Annotated in this window: 13 protein-coding genes; 9 read left to right on the top strand and 4 right to left on the bottom strand. The window is 58.6% G+C overall.

What is annotated here, in order from left to right; genetic code table 11:
• Positions 1-74: 74 nt before the first annotated feature.
• Entirely contained in the window at positions 75-1,274 is a 1,200-nt protein-coding gene (locus CA85_RS03280; protein WP_146389816.1) for a DUF1559 domain-containing protein, read from the bottom strand.
• Between the two features lie 544 nt (positions 1,275-1,818).
• Here CA85_RS03280 and CA85_RS03275 point away from each other — a divergent pair.
• From CA85_RS03275 to CA85_RS03240, 8 genes are all read left to right on the top strand, one after another.
• Complete coding sequence (locus CA85_RS03275) at positions 1,819-4,602, top strand: tetratricopeptide repeat protein (RefSeq protein WP_246112449.1); 2,784 nt, start codon at positions 1,819-1,821, stop codon at positions 4,600-4,602.
• A complete protein-coding gene (locus tag CA85_RS03270) occupies positions 4,599-5,453 on the top strand; it encodes a DUF4159 domain-containing protein (protein WP_146389815.1) in 855 nt (284 codons plus the stop codon). Before CA85_RS03275 ends, CA85_RS03270 begins: the two co-directional genes overlap by 4 nt.
• Positions 5,454-5,575: 122 nt before the next feature.
• Positions 5,576-6,574: an AAA family ATPase gene (locus CA85_RS03265; RefSeq protein WP_146389941.1), complete on the top strand. Its 999-nt coding sequence runs from the start codon at positions 5,576-5,578 to the stop codon at positions 6,572-6,574.
• Positions 6,575-6,584: 10 nt separating this feature from the next.
• Positions 6,585-7,598: a DUF58 domain-containing protein gene (locus CA85_RS03260; RefSeq protein ID WP_186774711.1), complete on the top strand. Its 1,014-nt coding sequence runs from the start codon at positions 6,585-6,587 to the stop codon at positions 7,596-7,598.
• Positions 7,595-9,739 (top strand): vWA domain-containing protein, encoded by a 2,145-nt coding sequence (locus CA85_RS03255; RefSeq protein ID WP_146389814.1) that lies wholly within the window; start codon positions 7,595-7,597, stop codon positions 9,737-9,739. Before CA85_RS03260 ends, CA85_RS03255 begins: the two co-directional genes overlap by 4 nt.
• A gap of 133 nt (positions 9,740-9,872) precedes the next feature.
• Entirely contained in the window at positions 9,873-13,631 is a 3,759-nt protein-coding gene (locus tag CA85_RS03250; RefSeq protein ID WP_146389813.1) for a hypothetical protein, read from the top strand.
• A 17-nt stretch (positions 13,632-13,648) separates the two neighbouring features.
• A complete protein-coding gene (locus CA85_RS03245) occupies positions 13,649-16,135 on the top strand; it encodes a glutamine amidotransferase (protein ID WP_146389812.1) in 2,487 nt (828 codons plus the stop codon).
• A complete protein-coding gene (locus CA85_RS03240) occupies positions 16,132-17,154 on the top strand; it encodes a hypothetical protein (RefSeq protein WP_246112448.1) in 1,023 nt (340 codons plus the stop codon). Before CA85_RS03245 ends, CA85_RS03240 begins: the two co-directional genes overlap by 4 nt.
• A gap of 423 nt (positions 17,155-17,577) precedes the next feature.
• On the opposite strand, the gene CA85_RS03235 is transcribed toward CA85_RS03240, so the two are convergent.
• Positions 17,578-18,156, bottom strand: a complete 579-nt coding sequence (locus tag CA85_RS03235) for a PRC-barrel domain-containing protein (RefSeq protein WP_146389811.1) — start codon at positions 18,154-18,156, stop codon at positions 17,578-17,580.
• A gap of 57 nt (positions 18,157-18,213) precedes the next feature.
• Positions 18,214-18,417: a CsbD family protein gene (locus CA85_RS03230; RefSeq protein WP_146389810.1), complete on the bottom strand. Its 204-nt coding sequence runs from the start codon at positions 18,415-18,417 to the stop codon at positions 18,214-18,216.
• A 495-nt stretch (positions 18,418-18,912) separates the two neighbouring features.
• On the opposite strand from CA85_RS03230, the gene CA85_RS24700 reads away from it, so the two are divergent.
• The gene (locus CA85_RS24700) at positions 18,913-19,080 is read left to right on the top strand and encodes a hypothetical protein (RefSeq protein ID WP_186774710.1); all 168 of its coding nucleotides are present in this window, start codon (positions 18,913-18,915) and stop codon (positions 19,078-19,080) included.
• A gap of 100 nt (positions 19,081-19,180) precedes the next feature.
• On the opposite strand, the gene CA85_RS03225 is transcribed toward CA85_RS24700, so the two are convergent.
• Positions 19,181-20,323, bottom strand: a complete 1,143-nt coding sequence (locus tag CA85_RS03225) for a TIGR00266 family protein (protein ID WP_146389809.1) — start codon at positions 20,321-20,323, stop codon at positions 19,181-19,183.
• Positions 20,324-20,325 lie beyond the last annotated feature (2 nt).

Genomic DNA, 20,325 nt, shown 5'->3' with positions numbered 1-20,325 from the left:
ATCGGTTGACCAACGAAAACAGGTTTAACCCGAGTCACTGGGTGTGTTGAGAGGCGAAAGGGCGCTCGCATCGATCAGAAATCACCGTCGATCGTTTCGCGACCAGATCGTGTGCCGAGCGCACCCCAAAGCCCGTAGGGGCTCGGGGCTCCAGGGTTGTTGTTGAGCCAAATGGAGTTTGCCGAGGAATTGCCCGACTCAATGGAATCCGTTACGAAGCGAACCGCACCATCCCCCATCAAGACGTGACAGCCGCCTGCGTGGCGACTGGACATGGTGGCAATCAGTGTGGTTCCCAGGGCGTTGTAAGGGCCGCAGACCTCGCGGTTGGGAGCAAGGATGGTCATGCATCCAGAGAACAGCGGTCCATGATCTGCCCAGCGATACCCACGTGCAAAAAGTTTGCGGGAAATCATGTGGTAGTCAGAATGCCAGAATTGCGGTCGCTCCGGGTCGACCAAAGGTTGGCAAACCGAAGGGTTGTTGCGGATCGCTGCTAGCGAGACGCCGGGGGCGCTGCTGTTGGCAGACGATTCCGTCGTGATCGTTCGTTTATCATTGTCTCCGACATCGGAAAGGATTTCGCCCATCGCGATCGTATTGGACAATCCATCAAGGCAATCGCGGAACTTGGTAGTATCGAGCGGTTTGAAAAAGCCGCGGTGGGCTGCGTTGGCTTGATTCGACGCGCCTGTGGTTGTCGCGGTTCGCTGGGCGTTCCAAGGGCCAAAGTAAACTCGCCATGACGAGTCACCGACGCATGCGGCGTAGTTCGTTCGGCCGAGTGCAGGAAGCCCAAACCCAGGGTCGCTCGGGCAGCGATAGGCGGTGACCTCGGTCGCCCAAGGGATGTATTGAATGTTATCTGGGGTCGGCCCCATCGGCGGCCAGGGCGGCGATTGCACCGCACCATCGGTTCGCGTCAGGTTGGGGTTGGATATTTGCTGCCAGAGTGCTTGCTGCTCGATATAAGGCAGCATGGGAACGAGCGTGCTCAACCGATATCGGTTTCCCAAGCTGGAAGCACGAAAATAGCTATCAGGAGTTCCCGGCTGGGTACCGGTGCCGTGGGTGGGTACCTGGTCGAATGCAGAGTGATAGTTGTGAATCGCAAGCCCGATTTGCTTGAAATTATTGCTGCAGCTCATCCGCCGCGCCGCTTCGCGGGCCGCCTGCACGGCCGGCAACAGCAAGCCCACGAGGACTCCGATAATAGCGATGACGACTAACAGCTCCACTAATGTGAAACCGCGGTGTTGCTTCGGATGGTTCATGGCAATTCTCCTCGAAAAGAAGGGCGGAGTGTTGTTCGCCCGGAATGACAAGCAAGGTCGCCTTGGAGGCGTGTAGCGGGATTCTAACACACTTTAGTGGCTAGGATCGTTATCGCTCTGGAAAAAGAGACAGGTTTTTCTCGCCTGTCAAGGGGCGTTGTTTGGGGGGGCTGGGAGTGCGTAATGAGGCGGCCGGCGAGGCCGCCCATTCGTCATCCGCCTCGTCTCTCAGGCTGCAAAACCGCGAGCTGATTGATTCGCTGTCGTCGCCGCAATGTTGATCCGGGTGCCGTAAGGCCCCGGGTAACGCCGCCCACCCGGTCGCTTGCGCGTCTCGGCTCAATGAATCGCCAGCCCGGGTAGGTACCGGCTAGCGCCGCCTACCCGGCCGCCGGCTCGGCTCAATACCTCGACAGCTCGGAAAGGTGAGGGGGGGCGTTGATGGAGGACGTCGAGTGCAGGCGGCGTGACGGGGTTGCTTGCTGCGCCGCTCTGCGTCGCGTTAGAATGTCGGAGGCCATTCAATTTCTCGCGAGGGAGCCAGATGCGATTGTCTGATTCGAATTTGATTTCGCTTGATACGAAACGCCCGTTCGCGGTGCGAGTTGTCACGGTTCTGGTAATGGCGGTTCTCATCTCGCTGTCGATGAACGGGGCTCATGGCTTTGCCGCCGATTTCTCCGAGGCGGAACAACACTTCTTTGCTGGACGATACGAGCAGGCGGAAGCAGCGGCTGCCGCGGAGGTCGATCGCGGCATCTGGAACGAACGCTGGCCCCGATTGCTGATCCAGTGCCAACTCACGACAGGCCAGTACGCCGCCGCGCTGCAGACCTACGACGCGGCGGTCGAGCGTTACCCGACCAGTCTCACGCTGCGAATGTTGGGCGTCGAGGCGATGCGGTACAACCAATTACCCGACCGTGCGGCCGATTCAAAAGCTCGGATCCTGCAGCTCGTTCAGACGATACCGGGCCGTTTCGCTAGCCGTGAGAACTTGGTCGCCGCCGGCCGCTATTTCGCCGACCGTGGTGAGGACGCAAGGCAAATTCTGGCCTTGTTCTACGACCGTGTCCGTGATGCGGACCCCACGTTCATGCCGGCGTACATCGCTACCGCGGAACTGGCTTTGGAAAAGGGGGACTACAAGGTTGCGGCCGAAACACTGCAACAGGCACAGCGGGTCGGGACATCCAATCCACGCGTCGCCTACCTGTTGGCGCGCGCTTGGGAACCGAGTGATTCCGAGAAAGCCACCCAGGCCATCGCGTCGGCCCTGCAACAAAACCCGAAGCACATACCTAGTCTGCTCTTGGTCGCCGACCATGCGATCGACCGTGAAAAGTATGACGAGTCGGAGTCGACTCTCCAGCAGGTATTGTCGATCAACCCGCACGAACCAGAAGCCTGGGCCCTCCGCGCGGTCCTCGCTCACCTGCGTGGTGAGAGCGACATCGAGGTCTTGATGCGCGCTGCTGCCTTGAGCACTTGGGAGAACAATCCGCAGGTCGATCACTTGATCGGCCGCAAGCTGTCACAGAAATACAGGTTTCAAGAGGGCGCGGACTATCAACGACAGTCGCTATCAATGGACGCAGGTTACTCCGCCGCTCGGTTCCAGTTGGCGCAGGACTTATTGCGACTGGGATACGATGACGTGGGCTGGCAAATCGCGCACGAGGTGGCAGACGAGGACGAATACAATGTCGTTGCTCACAACTTGATTCAGCTCCACGACCGACTCAAAAACTTCAGTGTGTTGGAGATGGGCGGGATTCACGTCCGCATGGATCCGCAAGAGGCTGAGGTTTACGGTGATGCGGTGCTCGAACTTTTAACCGAGGCGGAGGCGGTGTTGTGTGAGAAGTATGACATCCAACCCACTGCGCCGATTGTTGTTGAGATCTTTCCCGAGCAGAAGGACTTCGCAATCCGCACCTTTGGGTTGCCCGGCGGCGCGGGGTTCCTGGGCGTCTGTTTCGGTCGCGTGATCACCGCCAACAGTCCCGCCTCGCAAGGGCCGCGCCCGAGCAATTGGCGTAGCGTGCTGTGGCACGAATTTTGTCACGTGGTCACGCTTGAAAAAACCAAGAATCGAATGCCCCGCTGGCTCAGCGAGGGAATTTCCGTCTACGAAGAGCGGCAGCGAAACCCCGCTTGGGGCGAATCGATGACGCCCCAATATCGTCAAATGTTGCTCGACGAGAACCTGACCCGGGTTAGCAACTTGAGTGCCGCGTTCCTGAGCCCTCCCTCAGCGATTCATCTACAGTTCGCCTATTTTGAATCATCGCTCGTGGTCGAGTTCCTGATCGAAAATCACGGAATCGACGCGCTCCAACAAATCTTGAACGACCTCGGCGATGGCTTGGCAATCAACGATGCGCTCGCTCGCTCGGTTGGATCGATCGACAGACTCGATAGTCAATTCGCCGATTACGCACGCGGGCGTGCAGAGTCGTTCGCCCCAGAGGCGGATTGGTCCCAAGACGAGTTACCTGAACAGCGATCGGTGGAAGAACTGCAGGCGTGGGTCGACGAGCACCCAAATAATTATTGGGGGCTCCGAGGGATCGCCGAAGCTCTGGTGGCGGCGCGACAGTACGAAGCGGCCAAGGGCCCGTTGGAACGCTTGCAGGAGCTTGACGCCGTAACGGCCGAACGCGGTGGGCCGCTGGAGATGCTGGCCGCCGCCTACCGGGAGACAGATGAAACCGAGCAGGAGCGTCAGACGCTCGAGAAAATTGTCGAACTTTCCAGCGATGCTTTGCCGGCGCTGCGGCGTTTAATGGAGATGGCCGCCGAACAAGAAAACTGGAGTCAGCTCGCCAACTACGCTCAGCGAGTCCTGTCGATCAATCCGTTGATACCGGTCGGGCACGAGCAATTAGCGCGAGCGGCCGAGCGGCGTGATCGACCCGCCGAGAGCGTGCGGCCCCTGCTCGCCCTCTCCACCATGGACCCGATCGATCCCGCCGCAATCGACTTTCGCATCGCCCAAGCCATGGCAGCGACCGACCAAGTCGAGCAGGCGAAACACCACGTTTTGCGCGCTCTCGTCGAAGCCCCCCGCTACCGCGACGCTCATCGCTTGCTATTACAATTGTCCGAGGAGTCGGCTTCCCCACCCAGCGACGACAAACCCTCCAGCGGCACGGAAGAAGCTAGCGACGAGGAACAACCCGCTAGCGAGCGACCGCCTAGCGGCAGGGGTGAGGAAACGCCAGTTGGCGAAGACATGTCTAGCAACGAGGACGCAATTGGCGACGAGGAACTGTCCGGCGAGGAACAAGCGTCGGCACCGGAGTTGGGTGAGGTGAATCCATGATTGTTCGACTTTCACCACGGAACATGCTGCTCGGGCTGACTACCGTCATTGTCCTCTGTTCCGGTGTCGCCATGGCTCAGCGGGGCTGGTGGCGGGACGGTCCTTCGACGGATCGAAATGGCGTCCCCGATTGGGAAATCGACGAAGAATTTCCAAGCGACATGTTCACGTTCGTGCGCATTAAATACGACTCCTATGGCGGCCGTGGCCGACGTGGCGGCAGCTGGCGCACCGATCACCGTGACAGCGATCTGAACTTTTCACTTCGTCTGCAGCAATTGACCACCTTGAAAGTCAATCCGGAACCGATCGTTTTGGAGCTGACCGACGAAGAACTCTTCGATTACCCGTTCATCTATATCATCGAACCCGGATCGCTGGTCTTCAGCGAAGCGGAAGTGAACGCGCTGCGCCGCTATTGCCTCAATGGAGGTTTTCTGATGGTGGACGATTTCTGGGGCGATTCGCAATACGAGAATCTGCGGTGGGAGTTGCAGCGTGTCTTTCCGGATCGCACACCGAAAGAGGTACCGCTGTCGCACGAGATTTTTCATAACGTGTACGACCTCAAGGAAAAACCCCAAGTCCCTGCGATCAACTCTGCCCGCCGCGGCTACAACGGTAGTATCGGCACATTTGAGCGGACCCGGGACGGCAGCGACACGTCAACGCCCCATTACCGTGCAATCTATGACGATGCCGATCGCATCATGGTTTTTATCTGCCACAACACCGACCTTGGCGACGGATGGGAACGGGAAGGCGAAGACCAATGGTATTTTGAAGAGTTCTCCGTCAAGAAGGCATATCCAATGGGAATCAACATCGTGACCTACGCGATGACCCATTGAAAGCGGCAAACAGGTAAGACTGAGTTCGCATTGCCCCCGCTATCGACACGACGCCGACATTTCCCGTCCACTGATTATCAGCACCTCTTACGGAAAACACCTTGCCGATGCCTATGGAAACCATGTCCCTCGAGGAGGAAGCCCGCGTTGTCGAACAGATCCGTACCGGACGCGAGCAGATCAGCCGAGAGCTTTCGAAAGTCATTGTCGGTCAACAGGACGTCATTGAGCAGCTATTGATTTGTTTGTTCGCCGGTGGCCATTGTTTAATCACGGGAGCGCCAGGGCTCGCCAAAACATTATTAGTCAGCAGCGTTGCGAAGGTCTTTCATCTCAACTTCCAACGTATTCAGTTCACCCCCGATTTGATGCCTGCCGACATCACCGGCACGGAGATCCTCGAACAAACCGAAGACGGACGCCGCCAGCTGCAATTTGTCAAAGGCCCTATTTTTGCCAACGTGATTCTGGCTGACGAAATCAATCGCACGCCGCCGAAGACGCAAGCGGCGCTGCTCGAGGCGATGCAAGAACACCAGGTCACGGCGACCGGTCGACGACACAAATTGGAGGAACCGTTCTTCGTCTTGGCGACGCAGAACCCGATCGAAATGGAGGGAACCTATCCTTTACCGGAAGCTCAACTCGATCGATTCATGTTCAATGTGATCATCGACTACTTGCCCAAAGAAGACGAACTCGCCGTTGTGCTGCGAACCACCTCGTCGCGACCTGAACCGATTGAGCCGCTCTTCAGTGGCGAAGATGTTACGCGGTTTCACGAAGCGGTCCGCAAAGTCCCGATCGCCAACGAAGTGGGAGCCTACGCGGTTCGACTCGCCGCCTCGACACGACCTGGACGTGAGGGCACACCGGACTTCGTTGACAACTGGGTGAGCTGGGGGGCCGGCACGCGAGCCGCTCAAACTTTGGTGCTGGGGGCGAAGGCGAGAGCCCTGCTTAATGGAAACGCCCATGTCAGTATCGAAGACATTCGCGCTCTGGCCAGGCCGACGCTGCGGCATCGTGTGCTGCTGAGTTACAAGGCGGAGGCCGAGGGGGTCACCATCGAAAATGTGATCGACAAATTGATCTCGACCGTTCCTACCTCAGTCTCCTGAACGGATTGCCATGGCCAGTGTAGATCCAACGAGCAAGCGCCCCCACCGCGTCGACGATCGAGCTACCGATCAGCGGGTGTCCGCGTCGGCCCAGATCGATCCGTTGGCGGTGATGCGGATCAAGGATCTGCAGCTGCGTGCCAAGGCCGTCGTCGAAGGCTTCTACAATGGTCTGCACCGCAGTCCGTTTCACGGTTTTTCCGTTGAGTTCAGCGAATACCGCCCTTACACCATTGGCGACGATCTCCGCGGGCTCGACTGGAAGCTCTTCGCACGCAGTGATCGATACTACATCAAAAAGTTTGAGGATGAGACGAATCGTCGCTGCTATCTGGTCCTGGACCAAAGCCAATCGATGGGGTTTGGATCCGGGGATTATGCGAAGATTGAGTACGCGCGGACTTTGGTCGCGACGCTCGCCTACTATCTCACCCTGCAGCGCGACAGCGTTGGGTTGCTGACCTTCGATGAAGCGATCGGCGATTTCATCAGTGCCCGAAACCGCTCGGGACACCTGCGGCAGATCTTCGTCGCCCTCGCGAGAGACATCCGTGGTACTGGGACGAATCTAGAAGTTCCCCTGCGACAGATCGCTTCCTTAATCCAGCGTCGCGGCCTGGTAATTCTCGTTTCCGACCTGCTCGCTCCCCCGGATTCCCTGCGGACCAACCTCGCGTACCTGAGATCCCGGGGGCACGAGGTGATGATTCTGCGGGTCATCGATCCCGCCGAAAGGCAGTTGCAAATCGAGTCACCCAGCATGATTGTTGATATGGAATCGGGGAGAGAGATCTACATCGATCCGGAAGCGGCCCGTGGTGATTACATCGAGCGTTTCGAAGAGCATGAGCGGCAGATGCGAGGAATTTGTGATTCACTCGGTGTCGATTTCTTTCCTGTCGCGACTGACCAACCTGTCGAGCAGGTTCTGTTTCATTTGATCGATTCGCAACAACGCCGCAGTTCCCGTACGGCGCGTAGCGGGATGCTCGCCAGTGCCAAGCGATCCGGAGCCGCCACATGAGCTTGCTGGCACCACTCTATTTTGCCGGAGCACTCGCGATCGGGTTGCCGATTCTGTTCCACATGGTTCGCCGTCGGCCGCGTGGTGAAGTCAAATTCAGTTCGTTGATGTTCTTGCGGCCCACACCGCCGAAGTTGACGCGGCGGAGCAGGCTTGATAATTGGCTACTGCTCCTGATCCGCGCGCTAGCTTTGTTGCTCCTCGCGGCGGCGTTCACACGCCCCTTCTTACGCAGTTCGACGAAGTCGGATGCGGACCTGCCGAGCCGCCGGATGGTGATCGCCGTCGATACGAGCGCCAGCATGCGACGCGATGGACTCTGGGAGCAAGCTCAAGTAAAGATCGAGGAGGTGTTGTCAGACCTTCGCCCCGGTGACGAGATTGCGTTGGTTGCGTTCGACGATACGCCGAGAACTCTACTGCGTTTCGATCGATCCAATCGTTTGTCTCCTCCGCAAGTTAGGACGTCGGTCAAGTCGCTGCTCGCTGACTTGCAACCATCATGGGCGGCGACCGATTTGGGACGGGCACTCGGATTCGCAGCCGATTTGGCGGTCACCTACGAACCCCAGGTCAGTCCCGAGAGCTCGAGCACGTCACAGGATTCCCCCGCCGTCGCAGCGTCTTCGGCGAGCGGGCCGGCGCAGTTGATCTTCGTCACCGACATGCAGACGGGCAGCAAGATTGAAAGCCTCCAAGGCTATGCCTGGCCTAAGCAGCTGAGTCTTGACATTCGCCAGGTCAGTACGGATCGTAAAACCAACGCAGTCGCGCAGTTGCTCCCGCCGCGAAAGAATGCACCAGCAGAGAAGACTGGGGTTCGCGTGCGGGTTTCCAATTCAGCCGATGCGGATCAATCCGCGTTCCTCATCAGCTGGACCGACCGCGACGGTCAGCGCATCGAGGGTTCTGAGATGCCCATTCAGGTGCCCCCGGGGGAGTCACGCGTGATGCGGATGCAGTCACCGGCTCCGGACGCCACGGCGTTGACCCTCCACGGCGATGACCAGGACTTTGATAACTCGTGGTATGTCGTCAGCCCCCAACCTGAGTCGCTTCAACTGCTGCACCTTGGCGATGATGCTGCCGATCCACGCAGCAGCTTGCTCTACTACCTGCAGCGGGTGCCGCTGAGCACACGACAACGGTCAGTGGCGACGCAAACGATGCCGCCTGATGATTTGACACAGGCCCCTGACCCGAATCTCGTGCCCTTGGTTGTGGTGACGGCACCCTGTTCGCCCGATACCGCCGCGCTGCTGCATGAGTACATCACCGCGGGCGGACGGCTCCTGTGCGTGCTCGCTGGCGATCGCGAGATTCCAACGGCGATGGCATCCCTGCAGTCGCTCACCCGAGTGGATGATTTGCGAGTTACCGAAGCAGCCGTGGATGACTATGTGATGCTGTCGCGAATTGATTTTCGTCATCCCATCTTCGCCGCGATGTCGGATCCACAGTTTAACGATTTCACGAAGATTCGATTTTGGTCTCACCGGACGCTTTCCGGCATTCCCGGATCCTGGGATGTGCTGGCACGATTTGACGATGAAGACCCGGCATTGGTCGAGCAGACAATTGGCATGGGCCAGCTATGGGTGCTCGCAGCAGGTTGGCAACCCGAAGCGAGCCAGTTGGCATTGTCAACGAAGTTCATCCCGTTGATCTTCAGTTTGTTCGAATCCAACGCGAGATCTCTCCAGGACAGCAACCAACTGGCGGTTGGGGACAAACCGTCTTTGGAACCATCGCCGACTGCCCGCATCACCCTGCCAGACGGTGCGGAGCTCGCTTATCGGGAGGCCGCCGATCTGCAGACGTTTGCTTGGCCAGGAATCTATGCCGTCGCGGACGATGACTTGTCGCAAACCCTCGCAGTGAATTTGGATAACGCTGAGAGTCAGACGGCAACGATGGGAGCGGACGCACTGGAACGTTTCGGCGTCCGTTTGGGAGCGACGCTTTCAACTGCGGACGAGCTCAGCAATCAACGCCAGCTCCACGACCGCGAGCTCGAGAGCCGCCAGCGTTTGTGGCAGTGGCTGCTCGTAGCAGCCTTGGCATTACTCGGCCTCGAGACCTTCCTTGGAGGTTGGCTCAGCAGACCGCGACCAGCCGCACCGGAGGTATCGCCATCATGACGATTTGGCGTATCCGAAGCGTCCTCGATCCGGGCGTCACTCGCACTCCCACCACGCGGGTAGGAAATATCGTTTTGGCGTATCCGCTGCAACGACCCCTGCAACTTTTCACGATTGTTACGAGGTAGGAACGATGCACGATAAGCTGCTCAACCGAATCGCTCCCGTGACACGCCGAATGCGCGCCGTCCGCCGCTGGCAACTCTGGGCCCTGGTCGCCTTCGCTGCCGCCCTGATCGGCATGGTGATGTTGCAATCTGCCGAGACGTACCAGTGGAGCGGTCCTCAATTGGCGATTGGGTTGCTGATCGTTACGGTGGTCCTATTGATCATCGTGGCTGTGATTGCCGGTTCGAGCTTTCGCAACCCTCGCCAGGTGGCCTCGCAAATTGAACAGCGTTTTCCGAGTTTGGATCAACGATTGCTCACCGCTCTGAGCCAGCCGGATGCTGAGAGACGGCAACTGGGGTACCTGCAGCGACGGGTGATCAAAGAGGTCCATGACCATTCCCGTTCCCATCGCTGGATCGATGTCGTGCCCGCCCGGCGGCTGCAATGGAGCCGGATGTTAGGCATCGCGGCGACGGCGGTCTGGGCCGTTGTGCTCGGTTTGCTCATGTCATCGCATCCTGGGCCGCAATCACACGCGGTCGCTTCGCGACTCGATCCCGTTTGGAAAATCGTTGTCGAACCGGGGGACGCGGCAGTCGAACGCGGCAGCAGTTTCGTTATTTCAGCAAGATTCAGCGGTGTCGATGCCGGCGCCGTGCCCAGTGATGCTGATCTTGTCTGCACGGCGACCGATGGCAGTCAACGACGCATTTCCATGAAGCGGAATCTGGCTGACCCCGTGGTGAGCGGCTTCCTCGCATCGGTAAATGAAGATTTTAGCTACCAAGTCGTTGGCGAAGATTGGACGAGTGAATCGTTTACGATCGATGTGTTCGAGTTCCCGAAGCTGGTTCGCAGCGATGCGGATCTGGCATACCCCGAATACACCGGAATGAAGAACAAACGCGTCGAAGACACCGTCCGTGTTTCTGCGGTCGAGGGGACGAAAGTGAAATGGATCTGTTTCGTTAACAAGCCGGTCGCTGAGGGCGAACTCATCACCAAGGATGGTGAGCGGATTGTTCTTCGTCGTGATCCAGAGAATCGAGGGGCGCTGTCAGCGGAAATCGATCTGCAAGAAACTCAGCGATATACGGTGAGCTTGATCGATGAAGAAGGACGCAAGAACAAGTATCCCCCCGAGCTCGTTACCCGTGTGTTGGCGAACCAACCTCCCCGTTTGAAGCTAGCCGTCGCCAGAGACGTGATCGTTTCACCGCTGGAGGAATTGCCGCTCGCAGCGGAAGTACGAGACGATTATGGTGTTACCGCAGTCGGCTTAACCTACGTCTTTGCGGATCAATCAAGCGAAGACATCCCGTTAGAAAAGTCGATCGCCCGGGGTGAGACGAGACAAGTAGGTCATTTGATCGAGTTGGAAAAGCTCGGCGCCGAACCCGATCAACTTCTGTCCTATCATTTCTGGGCCGACGACGTCGGTCCCGGCGGCCAGCCTCGGCGTACCCACAGCGATCTGTACTTTGCCGAAGTACGCCCTTTCGAAGAGATCTACCGCGAAGGCGAGCCGCCACCAGGTGGACAATCTCAGCAGTCTCAGCAAGCCAACCAGGCTAGCCAGAATGCCGAGCAGGCCCAGGAGCTTGCCGATCTACAAAAGGAGATCATCAGTGCGACCTGGACGGTGATACGTCGCGAAACACGCGATCAGCCCACAGCGAATTTTGCTTCGGACACGCTGTTTTTGATGGAATCACAAGCCGAAGCAATCGAGATGCTCGAGCCGCTTGCCGAGGGAGTCGATGACCCGCAATCGCAGCAGTTTGTCGAAGCTGTCCGCACCCACATGCAGACGGCGATGGCGAAATTGACTGCCGCGGAAGCCGACAATCACGCCGATCCGCTCGACCTGGCACTCAGCGCTGAACAATCCGCCTACGGGGCTCTGTTGAAACTTCGCGCTCGCGAATTCGAGGTCGTCCAGTCTCAGCAGCAACAGCAGCAACAGAGCAGCTCCAGCTCCTCTGCTCAGCAGCGGCAGCAACAGCTCGATGAACTGGAACTCGACCAAGACGAGAACCGCTACGAAACGCAGCAGCAGGCACAGGAAACGCCGGCCCAGGAAGAACAGCGAGAAGTCCGTCAGGTGCTCAATCGGCTCCGTGAGCTGGCGCGCCGCCAAGAGGACCTCAACGAACAACTCGCGCAGTTGCAATCCGCTCTCGAGCAATCCGAGACGGAGGAGCAGCAGGAGGAGATCCAGCGGCAGCTCAAACGACTTCGCGATCAACAACAAGAGTTACTGCGCGAGACCGACGAACTCTCCGAGAGAATGCAGCAACCCGAGAACCAAGAGAGTATGCAGGAGGCGTCCGAGCAGCTCGAGCAGACCCGAGAGAATGTTCGCCGCGCCGCCGAGGCGCTGCAGCAAGACGACGCGGCGGAAGCACTGACTGCGGGGAAACGCGCCGAACGCGAGTTCGAGGAGATGCGGGACGATTTCCGCCAACGTGCCGCCGGCGAGTTCAACGATGCCGTTCGCCAGATGCGAAATGAAGCTCAAGAACTCAATCAACAACAAAAACAGATTGCTCAACAGTTGCAAGGAATCGAACAAGCTGATCAGCCAGGGCTGCGGGCGGGAAATTCGCGTCAGCAAGTGCTCGACACGCTCGAGGATCAACAGGAACGCCTTGGCGAACTGCTCGAACAAATGCAAGACACCGTTGAGCAAGCCGAGACTGCAGAACCCTTACTCGCTCAGAAACTCTACGACTCCTACCGCAAATCAAAACAGCGACAAATCGAAGAGCAATTGCAGAACACGTCGGAACTGTTTAACCGCGGGTTCGATCCGCAAGCTCGTGAGCTCGAACGCCAGGCCAGCGAAGGGGTCGACGAACTGCGTGAAGACCTCGAGGACGCGGCCGAGTCGGTGTTAGGCAGCGAGACAGAAGCATTGCAACGGGCCCTCGGTGAACTCGAACAGCTCTCGGAAAGTTTGGAGGAAGAAATCGAACACTCGGACCCAACGCGCCGCGGCCAGGAGTCTGGTGCAGCCAACAATAGTCCAGCCAACGATCAACCCGCTGGCGACGAGCCACCGCAGGAACCCGGCCCAACCGGTGAGTCGGCGGGCCAAGGTGCAGCCCAACCAACGGATCAATCGACGGGCCAACCAGGTGAACGCGGTGGCGAGACTTCCCAACAGGATCCCAGCACGCGACCGGGCCAGACGCCTGGCAGCGGTCAACCATCATCATCACCGGAGAGCCAAGGGCAAGGTCAGGGTCAGGGTCAAGGTCAAGGTCAAGGTCAAGGTCAAGGGCAAGCTCCCGGCGAGCAGCCGCCCTCGGGACCTAGTGACGCCGCGGAACCGGGTGAGGGGGAGGGTCGCCAAGGTGCAGCGCCTCGCGGGCAGAACGACGGCAGCGGAGAAGGGGGTGGGTTGAGCCAATATGCCGCCAACAACCCCGGTGGCTCGCCGCTTACCGGCGACGGGTTTCAGGAATGGTCCGACCGGCTTCGCGACGTGGAGGAAATGGTTGAGAATCAAGAACTTCGTAATCAGGCGGCAAGGATTCGCGATCGGGCACGGGACGTACGGATCGACTTCCGCCGCCGCGCCAAAGAGCCTCAGTGGGCCCTGATCGAAGAGATGATTGCCGAGCCATTGCGTGAATTGAAACGCGATGTCGCCGAAGAACTCATGCGGCGTTCGGCCGAGAAGCATGAGCCCGTGCCAATCGACCGAGATCCGGTACCCGCCGAGTTTAGCGAAGCGGTCCGTCAGTACTACGAAAGTCTGGGGAGCGGACGTTGATAGAGAACGTAATCCTGATGCTGTCTCCTTCTCTCCTCGCTGTGACGGGTGACCGGGAACCCGGTGAATTGCTGTGGGGCGCTCCGAGCTGGATCGTTCCCGCCGCCGTGATCGTGGCCGTGCTCGCAATTTTGGTGGTATGGAACTATTCCCACCGTGTCACGGTTGGGTCCGTGCGTTTGCTCGCGGGCGTATTGAAAATGGCGGCCATCCTCCTCCTCGCGGTCTGTTTGCTTCAGCCACTCCGTAGCGGCACGCGCCCACGAGCCCATGCCAATGTGCTGCCGGTGTTGATTGACAACAGCCAAAGTATGCGGCTCAAGCCGGCCGGGAGCGATCAGGCACGCGGCGATCGAATCGCGGAGTTGTTCGGCGATGATGAGTCGTGGTGGGTCCGGCTGGCTCAAACCTTCGACGTCCGCAACTACTCATTCGATGCCCGACTCGAAGCCATTGATGATCCCGTTGAGTTGCCTCTCGACGGCTATGTCTCCTCCTTAACCGGCAGCCTTCAGAACCTCGCCGAGAGATTTGTTGAGCGGCCGGTTGGTGGCGTGCTGCTGTTTACTGATGGAAACATGACCGACGCGCCTCCTGCCGACTTCGATTGGAGCCAACTTGGATTTCCGATCTACGCAGTTCTCCCGGAACAGGAGGAGGAGGTTCGTGATCTACGAATCGCAGGCGTCAGTACGACGCAGACTGATTTTGAATCGGCTCCACTGACCGTGCGTGTTGCCGTGGACGCGGTCGCGATGGGGAAAACCGAGGCGGTCGTGCAAATCCGAGATGCAACGAATAACCAGGTCATCGAGGAGAAGTCCATCGCAGTCGATGCCAGTGGCAAGGCAAAAGAGGTTCGCTTTCAGTTTCGCCCCGACTCCAGTGGCGTCCAGTTCTATTCGGTCAACGTGTTTCGCGAATCCGATCGCCAAGCGATGGAGCAGATCAATCGATCGGGCCAGCGACCTGGCGACGCTAGTGGAGAGCAGGGCCGTCAGCGAGGGACTGAGTCGGTACCGAGCGATGCCACAGACTTGTCGAACGATTCCGACGAAGCGACTTTGGTAAACAATCGACGCCTCGTCGCTGTCAATCGAGCCATTGGCCCCTATCGGGTGCTCTACGTGGCAGGCCGTCCCAACTGGGAATTCAAATTCATTCGTCGCGCCTTGCAGGAGGACGCCGAGGTCCAACTCGTCGGGTTGCTACGAATCGCCAACAAGGAACCCAAGTTCAGCTTTCGCGATCGCGGCGTCAATGAAACCAACCCTCTATTTGCAGGCCTCGGAGCTGATGCCGAAGACGCGGCGGCCCAGTACGATGAGCCCGTGATTCTCCGCTTGGGGGTCAAGGAATCGGAGGAGCTGAGCGACGGGTTCCCTGAGTCGGCAGAGGAATTGTTCGGGTACCATGGCGTGATCCTGGACGATATTGATCCCGAGTTTTTCTCGCCCGATCAGCTGCTGTTGCTACGTCAGTTCGTGGCGACTCGCGGCGGTGGATTGTTAATGCTCGGTGGCCAAGAGATGTTTGCTGACAAGCGATTCGCCGATACGCCGCTTGGTGAGTTGGCTCCCTTTTATTCAGCCGCCGGGGCGACCCGAGGGCGCTCGGGCGCCTTTCAGCTCGAATTCACGCGTGAGGGAATGCTGCAGCCCTGGATACGGCTTCGCGACAATGAAGCTGCCGAACGCAACCGGATCGCAGAGATGCCGTCTTTTACAACGCTCAACTCGATCGGTGACGCCAAACCAGGGGCTTCGACCCTCGCGACGGTCCAGACCGACGACGGACAAACGTCGCCGGCACTGGTCGCCCACCGTTTTGGCAAAGGGCGTTCAGCCGCGATTCCCCTGGGTGATCTTTGGCGGTGGTCGATGCATCGCAACGACAGAAATCGCGATGATCCCGCTCAGGCCTGGCGGCAGATCACCCACTGGCTGGTCAATGAGGTTCCCAAGCGCGTCGAGGTCCGAGTCGAGAGCGGCCAAGATCCCAGCCAACCGGTGACCATCATCGCCTCCGCCCGCGATGAGAGCTATCTACCGCTGGACAACGCGAACGTGGAATTGGAGATCACCCCGATCGGTGGCAAGCCGTTTCCGGTCGTGGCGCGGCCGGACGATCGTAACGCTGGAGAGTACCAAGCCACCTATTGGTCGCGCCAGCCAGGTGGTTACCGCGTCACGGCCAAGGTGACCGCCGGTGATGGCAGCCCAGTCGGCACGGCCACGGCAGGCTGGTCGGCCCAGTCCGATGCGGCGGAGTTCCGCGACCTGCAGCTTAACCGAAAATTGCTCGAGACGATGACTAAGCAGTCCGGTGGCGAGATCGTTCGAGAGGATCGCTTGGAGCAATTCGCCAACGACCTTCCCGATAAAAAGGTGCCCGTGACTGAGGCATGGGTCTACCCAATCTGGCACCACCCGTGGGTGATGATGACGGCGATGTTGTTTCTTTGTTGCGAATGGGGACTCCGACGATGGAAAGGATTGGCATGATGTTCAAGCGGAAACTTCCCGTACTGACCGCGATCTGTCTCTTCGCATTGAGCCAGCCAAGTCAAGCGAACGAAAACGAGCCAACCGACCAGACGTCACGAAGCGAAGTGGTGATCGTTGTCGGCGCACCAGGAACCCCCGAGTATGGGGAGCAATTCGCTGACTGGGCGGACGCCTGGAGCGACGTCTCCGAGCAAGCTGCTGCTGCGGCAACGGTGATCGGTCGATCAGAGACCGACGAGTCGAGCGACCGAGATCGGCTCCAAAAGAGGGTCGCGACCTTCGCCGATTCAAAGCAAGAGGTCCCAAACACGCTCTGGTTGGTGCTGATCGGGCATGGCACATTCTCCCAAGACACGGCCAAGTTCAATCTTCGCGGCCCAGATGTTTCCGCTGCCGAACTCGCCCAATGGCTCGACGGTATCCTAAGTCCTGTCGTGATCGTCAACTGCGCTTCGTCGAGCGGGCCGTTTATCAATCGGCTCTCGGGGCCGAACCGCGTCATCGTTACGGCGACCAAGAGTGGCACTGAGCAGAACTACACTCGCTTTGGCAAATTCATGGCGCAGGCGATTTCGTCGCCGGAGTCGGACTTGGACCACGACGACGAAGTCTCCGTCCACGAAGCGTTTCTGAGAGCCAGTGCGGAAGTCCGGCAGTTCTACGAGGACGAAGGCCGCATCAGTACTGAACACGCTTTAATTGACGATAATGCCGACGCCCGCGGCACCCCCGCCGCCATGTTCCGCGGCACGCGGCCGATCGCCGAGGCCAAAGACGGTGCCCAACTGGACGGTCGGGCAGCGTCCCGTTTTACCCTCACCCCTGCCGCAAAACGACTTCCGTTCACCCCAGCTGAGTTGACGCAGAGAAACGAGCTCGAAACCCGTCTCGAAGAACTGCGAGCGAAAAGATCCTCTCTCGACGAAGCCGCGTTCGACGCTGAACTGGAACCGCTACTCGTCAAGCTGGCAAAAATCTACCGAGCCGCTGAGAAACGCCAGCAAGAAACGGAATGACGAAGAGTGAGCACCCCAGTACGTTTGACAAGTTAAGGTCATTGCCTGCAAACTTGTTCCCCCGTGTGCTCGTCACATGGGAAGCTACGTTTTGAAATTAGAGAATCGAGGCATCGACACGCGTTCCCCTGTCAGCTTGTCTGACAGGAGGCTAAGCCGGCAAGCTTTGCTGTCTGGGGGCAAGCCCGCATGGGAGCGGGGTGAACACCTCATCCTTCTAACCACGAAACAGTGATTCCTGGCAGACAACTGACAGGGAATTTTGCGATCACGTGACTTCAAGGAACTTGGATACGGTAGTGGCATGCTTCACGCGGTTGCCCAATGGGGCGCCGCGGCATGCTCAGTTCGGTCACGACAGAAAAACAGGCCGCAAGACTTTTGTCTTGCGACCTGTTCGCTGTCGACAACGGTCCGCCAGAATTACTGGTCGCTATTGCGTTGGCGATTTTGGCGTTGTTGGCGGTCTCTTGCGTTCATCCTGCGCTCGACGCCATAACGCTTATCCAGGTCGGCTCTCCACTGACGATCAGCCATGTCAGGCCAGTTGTCTTCATCGAAGCCCTGTTGCCCGTCAAGCTGTTCCTGAGTGACGTCCAACACCAATGTGTAGTCGTCCTCATCGATGTCATCGTCGCCCACCTCATCGGGATCCACCTGCACTTTCAGTGCAGCGAATGGTACGGCGAAAAGCTTGTTGCCGACACCGAGGAAGCCGCCGTAGGTAACAGCAACGTAGCTGACTCTGCCCGTGCGGGAATTCATCACGATGTCTTGGATCTCGCCGACGCTTTCGCCTTGCGAGTTCTGAATGTTGTAGCCAATCAGTTGGCTTACACGGATGTTTGCGCCACGCGTGACTTCGTCGAGTCTGCCAGCGTCGGCATCGCCTCTTTGGCGGTTATTTCGGTCACGTGTTGTGGAGTCCTGCGCGGACACGGTTCCGATGGTCAAGCACGCGATCGCTACCGTTGCCACGGCGGATTGGAATGTACGGTTCATTTTAGGTCTCCAATTGGGGGAGGGAGAGAAGGAAAGATCGAGTCGCAACGCTGCAGTTCAGCAGTTGCAAGAGCTCTCGAAGGACGACACTTGCTTCTCAGCTTCGTCCTTAGCGATGCCGTATCGCTCCTGAACTTTACCGACGAGCTCTTCACGCTTGCCATCAACGACGTCGAGGTCATCGTTGGTGAGCTTGCCCCACTGTTGTTGGGCTTGACCTTTTGCTTGTTTCCAGTTGCCTTGGATTTTGTCCCAATTCATTTCATATTCCTTGTAGTTGAGTTAATTAGGCTTCCACGTCGAAAGCACACCTCGACGCAGATGCAATTGGCGGGCCAAAGTTCATCGCCAATCAGTGAGTGCGACTAGATTCTCCTCAGGGCTGTCGCCAAAGGATCCCCATAGAATGCCCGTAGTTTCCTTGCCGAGGACCCGCAGTTTCACGGGCAAAGGCAGGTTCTCGAGCCAGCGATACGGTGTGTGCTAGGATGGAAACCGCGAGATTTTCTTGTTCGCCACACTCGGCTCAATGGTCGGCGTTGAGCCAGCCGATCAAGATTCGCTCAATCCACCGGGAGCCGCGGTCATTCCGTTGCCAGGTTGTTTCCTCGCCCGTCATACGTGGTGGCATGTAGTGCAACTTCGAGGTTGCGAGACAGTCACCGTCGCGTTCCCTGTGCTTTTCACGCCACTGCCATGACGATCACTCGCAACCTCACCTTGTTCCTGATTTTGTTTCCCGTCTTGGCAGCCTAGATGCCGACGCACGCGCGCCCCGAAAATTTCACGACTGCGGTGCCTGGCGGTTCCGCGGCGGCGTCGATGTTTGGTGGGAACCCCGTGTTTGCGGGGCGGCTTCCCGCACCAACGAAGTTCATCAATGCGGCCAAGGATGGTGTGACGCTTGAGTCTCTGGCAGATTGACGCGATGAGCTGTGGGGGGCAACATCCAGGCGACGTCTTGATCCAACTTGGCCACAACGACCGAAACAGGTGTGGCGAGGATGTCCGTCGCAGTCGAAACTCAATTGCTCTTGGCGGGCCGATAGTTGTGGGCCCAAGACAGGAATGATTTCACCTGTCGGGTTTGCACCCAGACGCGTCCGGTCCCAGCGAACTGGCACACGAGCCCCTCGCCACCAAAGAAGAATGACTTGATCTTGCCCGCCGTGCGGAGACCAGGTAGCACCGTGACACGGTATTGCAGCGATTCTTCGAAGGCGACGACATAGCCAGTATCGACGATGAACCCGTCCGTCACATCGATGGGGACAATGGCGCCGTAGGAATTGAAGAAGATATCGCCGGTCCCGCTTGCTTTGAGCAGGACGAGTCCCTCACCACTGAAGAAACCCTTGGCACCCTGCCATTTCCCTGAAACCTCGACACCCTCACTATTGAACATGTAGGCACCGCGTTGCAGGTACAGCGAATTGCCTTCGAGCCGGTGGTAGGCGACGTCGCCGGCGGCTCCCCCAGCGAACATGACTTCGCCGGGACCGTCTTGGGCGGTGAACGTGTTGATGATCAGGCTTTCGCCACCAAGCAATCGGCCAAAGGTTTTCCCAATCCCGCCTTTGAATCCCGCCTCCAAGTGCATCGAGGGGGTCATCGAAACCATCGCCGACGGCTCGGCATAGAGTTTACGCCCCTGGGGAATCTCTACCTTCACGATCGAAAAATCGGGACGTTGGCTGATCTCGTATTGCAGGTGATTGGTCGTGCCCCGCAAAATTTGCGAGGCTTCGCCGCGGGACGCCTGCTCACGGTTGGGCTGGTGTGGAGCACCCCCAGGCTGCCCGCCAGGCGATCCAACGCTTGCGAAGTTGTTGTCGGTAGCGGCTCCTTGCGCGGGCGGAACCCCGGCCGCGAGTGGCTCCACCGCAGAGACTGGCGTCGCGGTCGAAGTGGTTTCGGTGATCGGGGCCGCAGTTTCCGCTGGAGGAACTGCCGCCGCGTCATCGGGGGTTGTGTGAGGTTGATTCTGGGCGGGGGGGCCGTTTGCAGCGAGAGGGTCTTGGCTCGGTAGCGTAGCCGTCGAATCGGCGGTTGGCGATGCCTTGATTGACATCACTTGGCCACAGCCTTTGCACTTCGCTTTCTTGCCAGCAAATTTGTCGTCCAAACGGTAGCGTTTTTGGCAATGAGGACATGCGATACTGATCATGG

The sequence above is a fragment of the Allorhodopirellula solitaria genome (assembly GCF_007859855.1).
GTDB lineage: Bacteria > Planctomycetota > Planctomycetia > Pirellulales > Pirellulaceae > Rhodopirellula > Rhodopirellula solitaria.
Note: the sequence above shows the minus strand (reverse complement) of the source record. Positions and strands in the feature narration are given on the sequence as shown.

Coding starts and splice junctions, on each gene's coding strand:
- CA85_RS03255 (WP_146389814.1), top strand. CDS start 7,595: ATGAGCTTGCTGGCACCACTCTATTTTGCCGGAGCACTCGCGATCGGG.
- CA85_RS03225 (WP_146389809.1), bottom strand. CDS start 20,323: ATGATCAGTATCGCATGTCCTCATTGCCAAAAACGCTACCGTTTGGAC.
- CA85_RS03280 (WP_146389816.1), bottom strand. CDS start 1,274: ATGAACCATCCGAAGCAACACCGCGGTTTCACATTAGTGGAGCTGTTA.
- CA85_RS24700 (WP_186774710.1), top strand. CDS start 18,913: ATGCCGACGCACGCGCGCCCCGAAAATTTCACGACTGCGGTGCCTGGC.
- CA85_RS03240 (WP_246112448.1), top strand. CDS start 16,132: ATGATGTTCAAGCGGAAACTTCCCGTACTGACCGCGATCTGTCTCTTC.
- CA85_RS03250 (WP_146389813.1), top strand. CDS start 9,873: ATGCACGATAAGCTGCTCAACCGAATCGCTCCCGTGACACGCCGAATG.
- CA85_RS03275 (WP_246112449.1), top strand. CDS start 1,819: ATGCGATTGTCTGATTCGAATTTGATTTCGCTTGATACGAAACGCCCG.
- CA85_RS03270 (WP_146389815.1), top strand. CDS start 4,599: ATGATTGTTCGACTTTCACCACGGAACATGCTGCTCGGGCTGACTACC.
- CA85_RS03265 (WP_146389941.1), top strand. CDS start 5,576: ATGTCCCTCGAGGAGGAAGCCCGCGTTGTCGAACAGATCCGTACCGGA.
- CA85_RS03230 (WP_146389810.1), bottom strand. CDS start 18,417: ATGAATTGGGACAAAATCCAAGGCAACTGGAAACAAGCAAAAGGTCAA.
- CA85_RS03235 (WP_146389811.1), bottom strand. CDS start 18,156: ATGAACCGTACATTCCAATCCGCCGTGGCAACGGTAGCGATCGCGTGC.
- CA85_RS03245 (WP_146389812.1), top strand. CDS start 13,649: ATGCTGTCTCCTTCTCTCCTCGCTGTGACGGGTGACCGGGAACCCGGT.
- CA85_RS03260 (WP_186774711.1), top strand. CDS start 6,585: ATGGCCAGTGTAGATCCAACGAGCAAGCGCCCCCACCGCGTCGACGAT.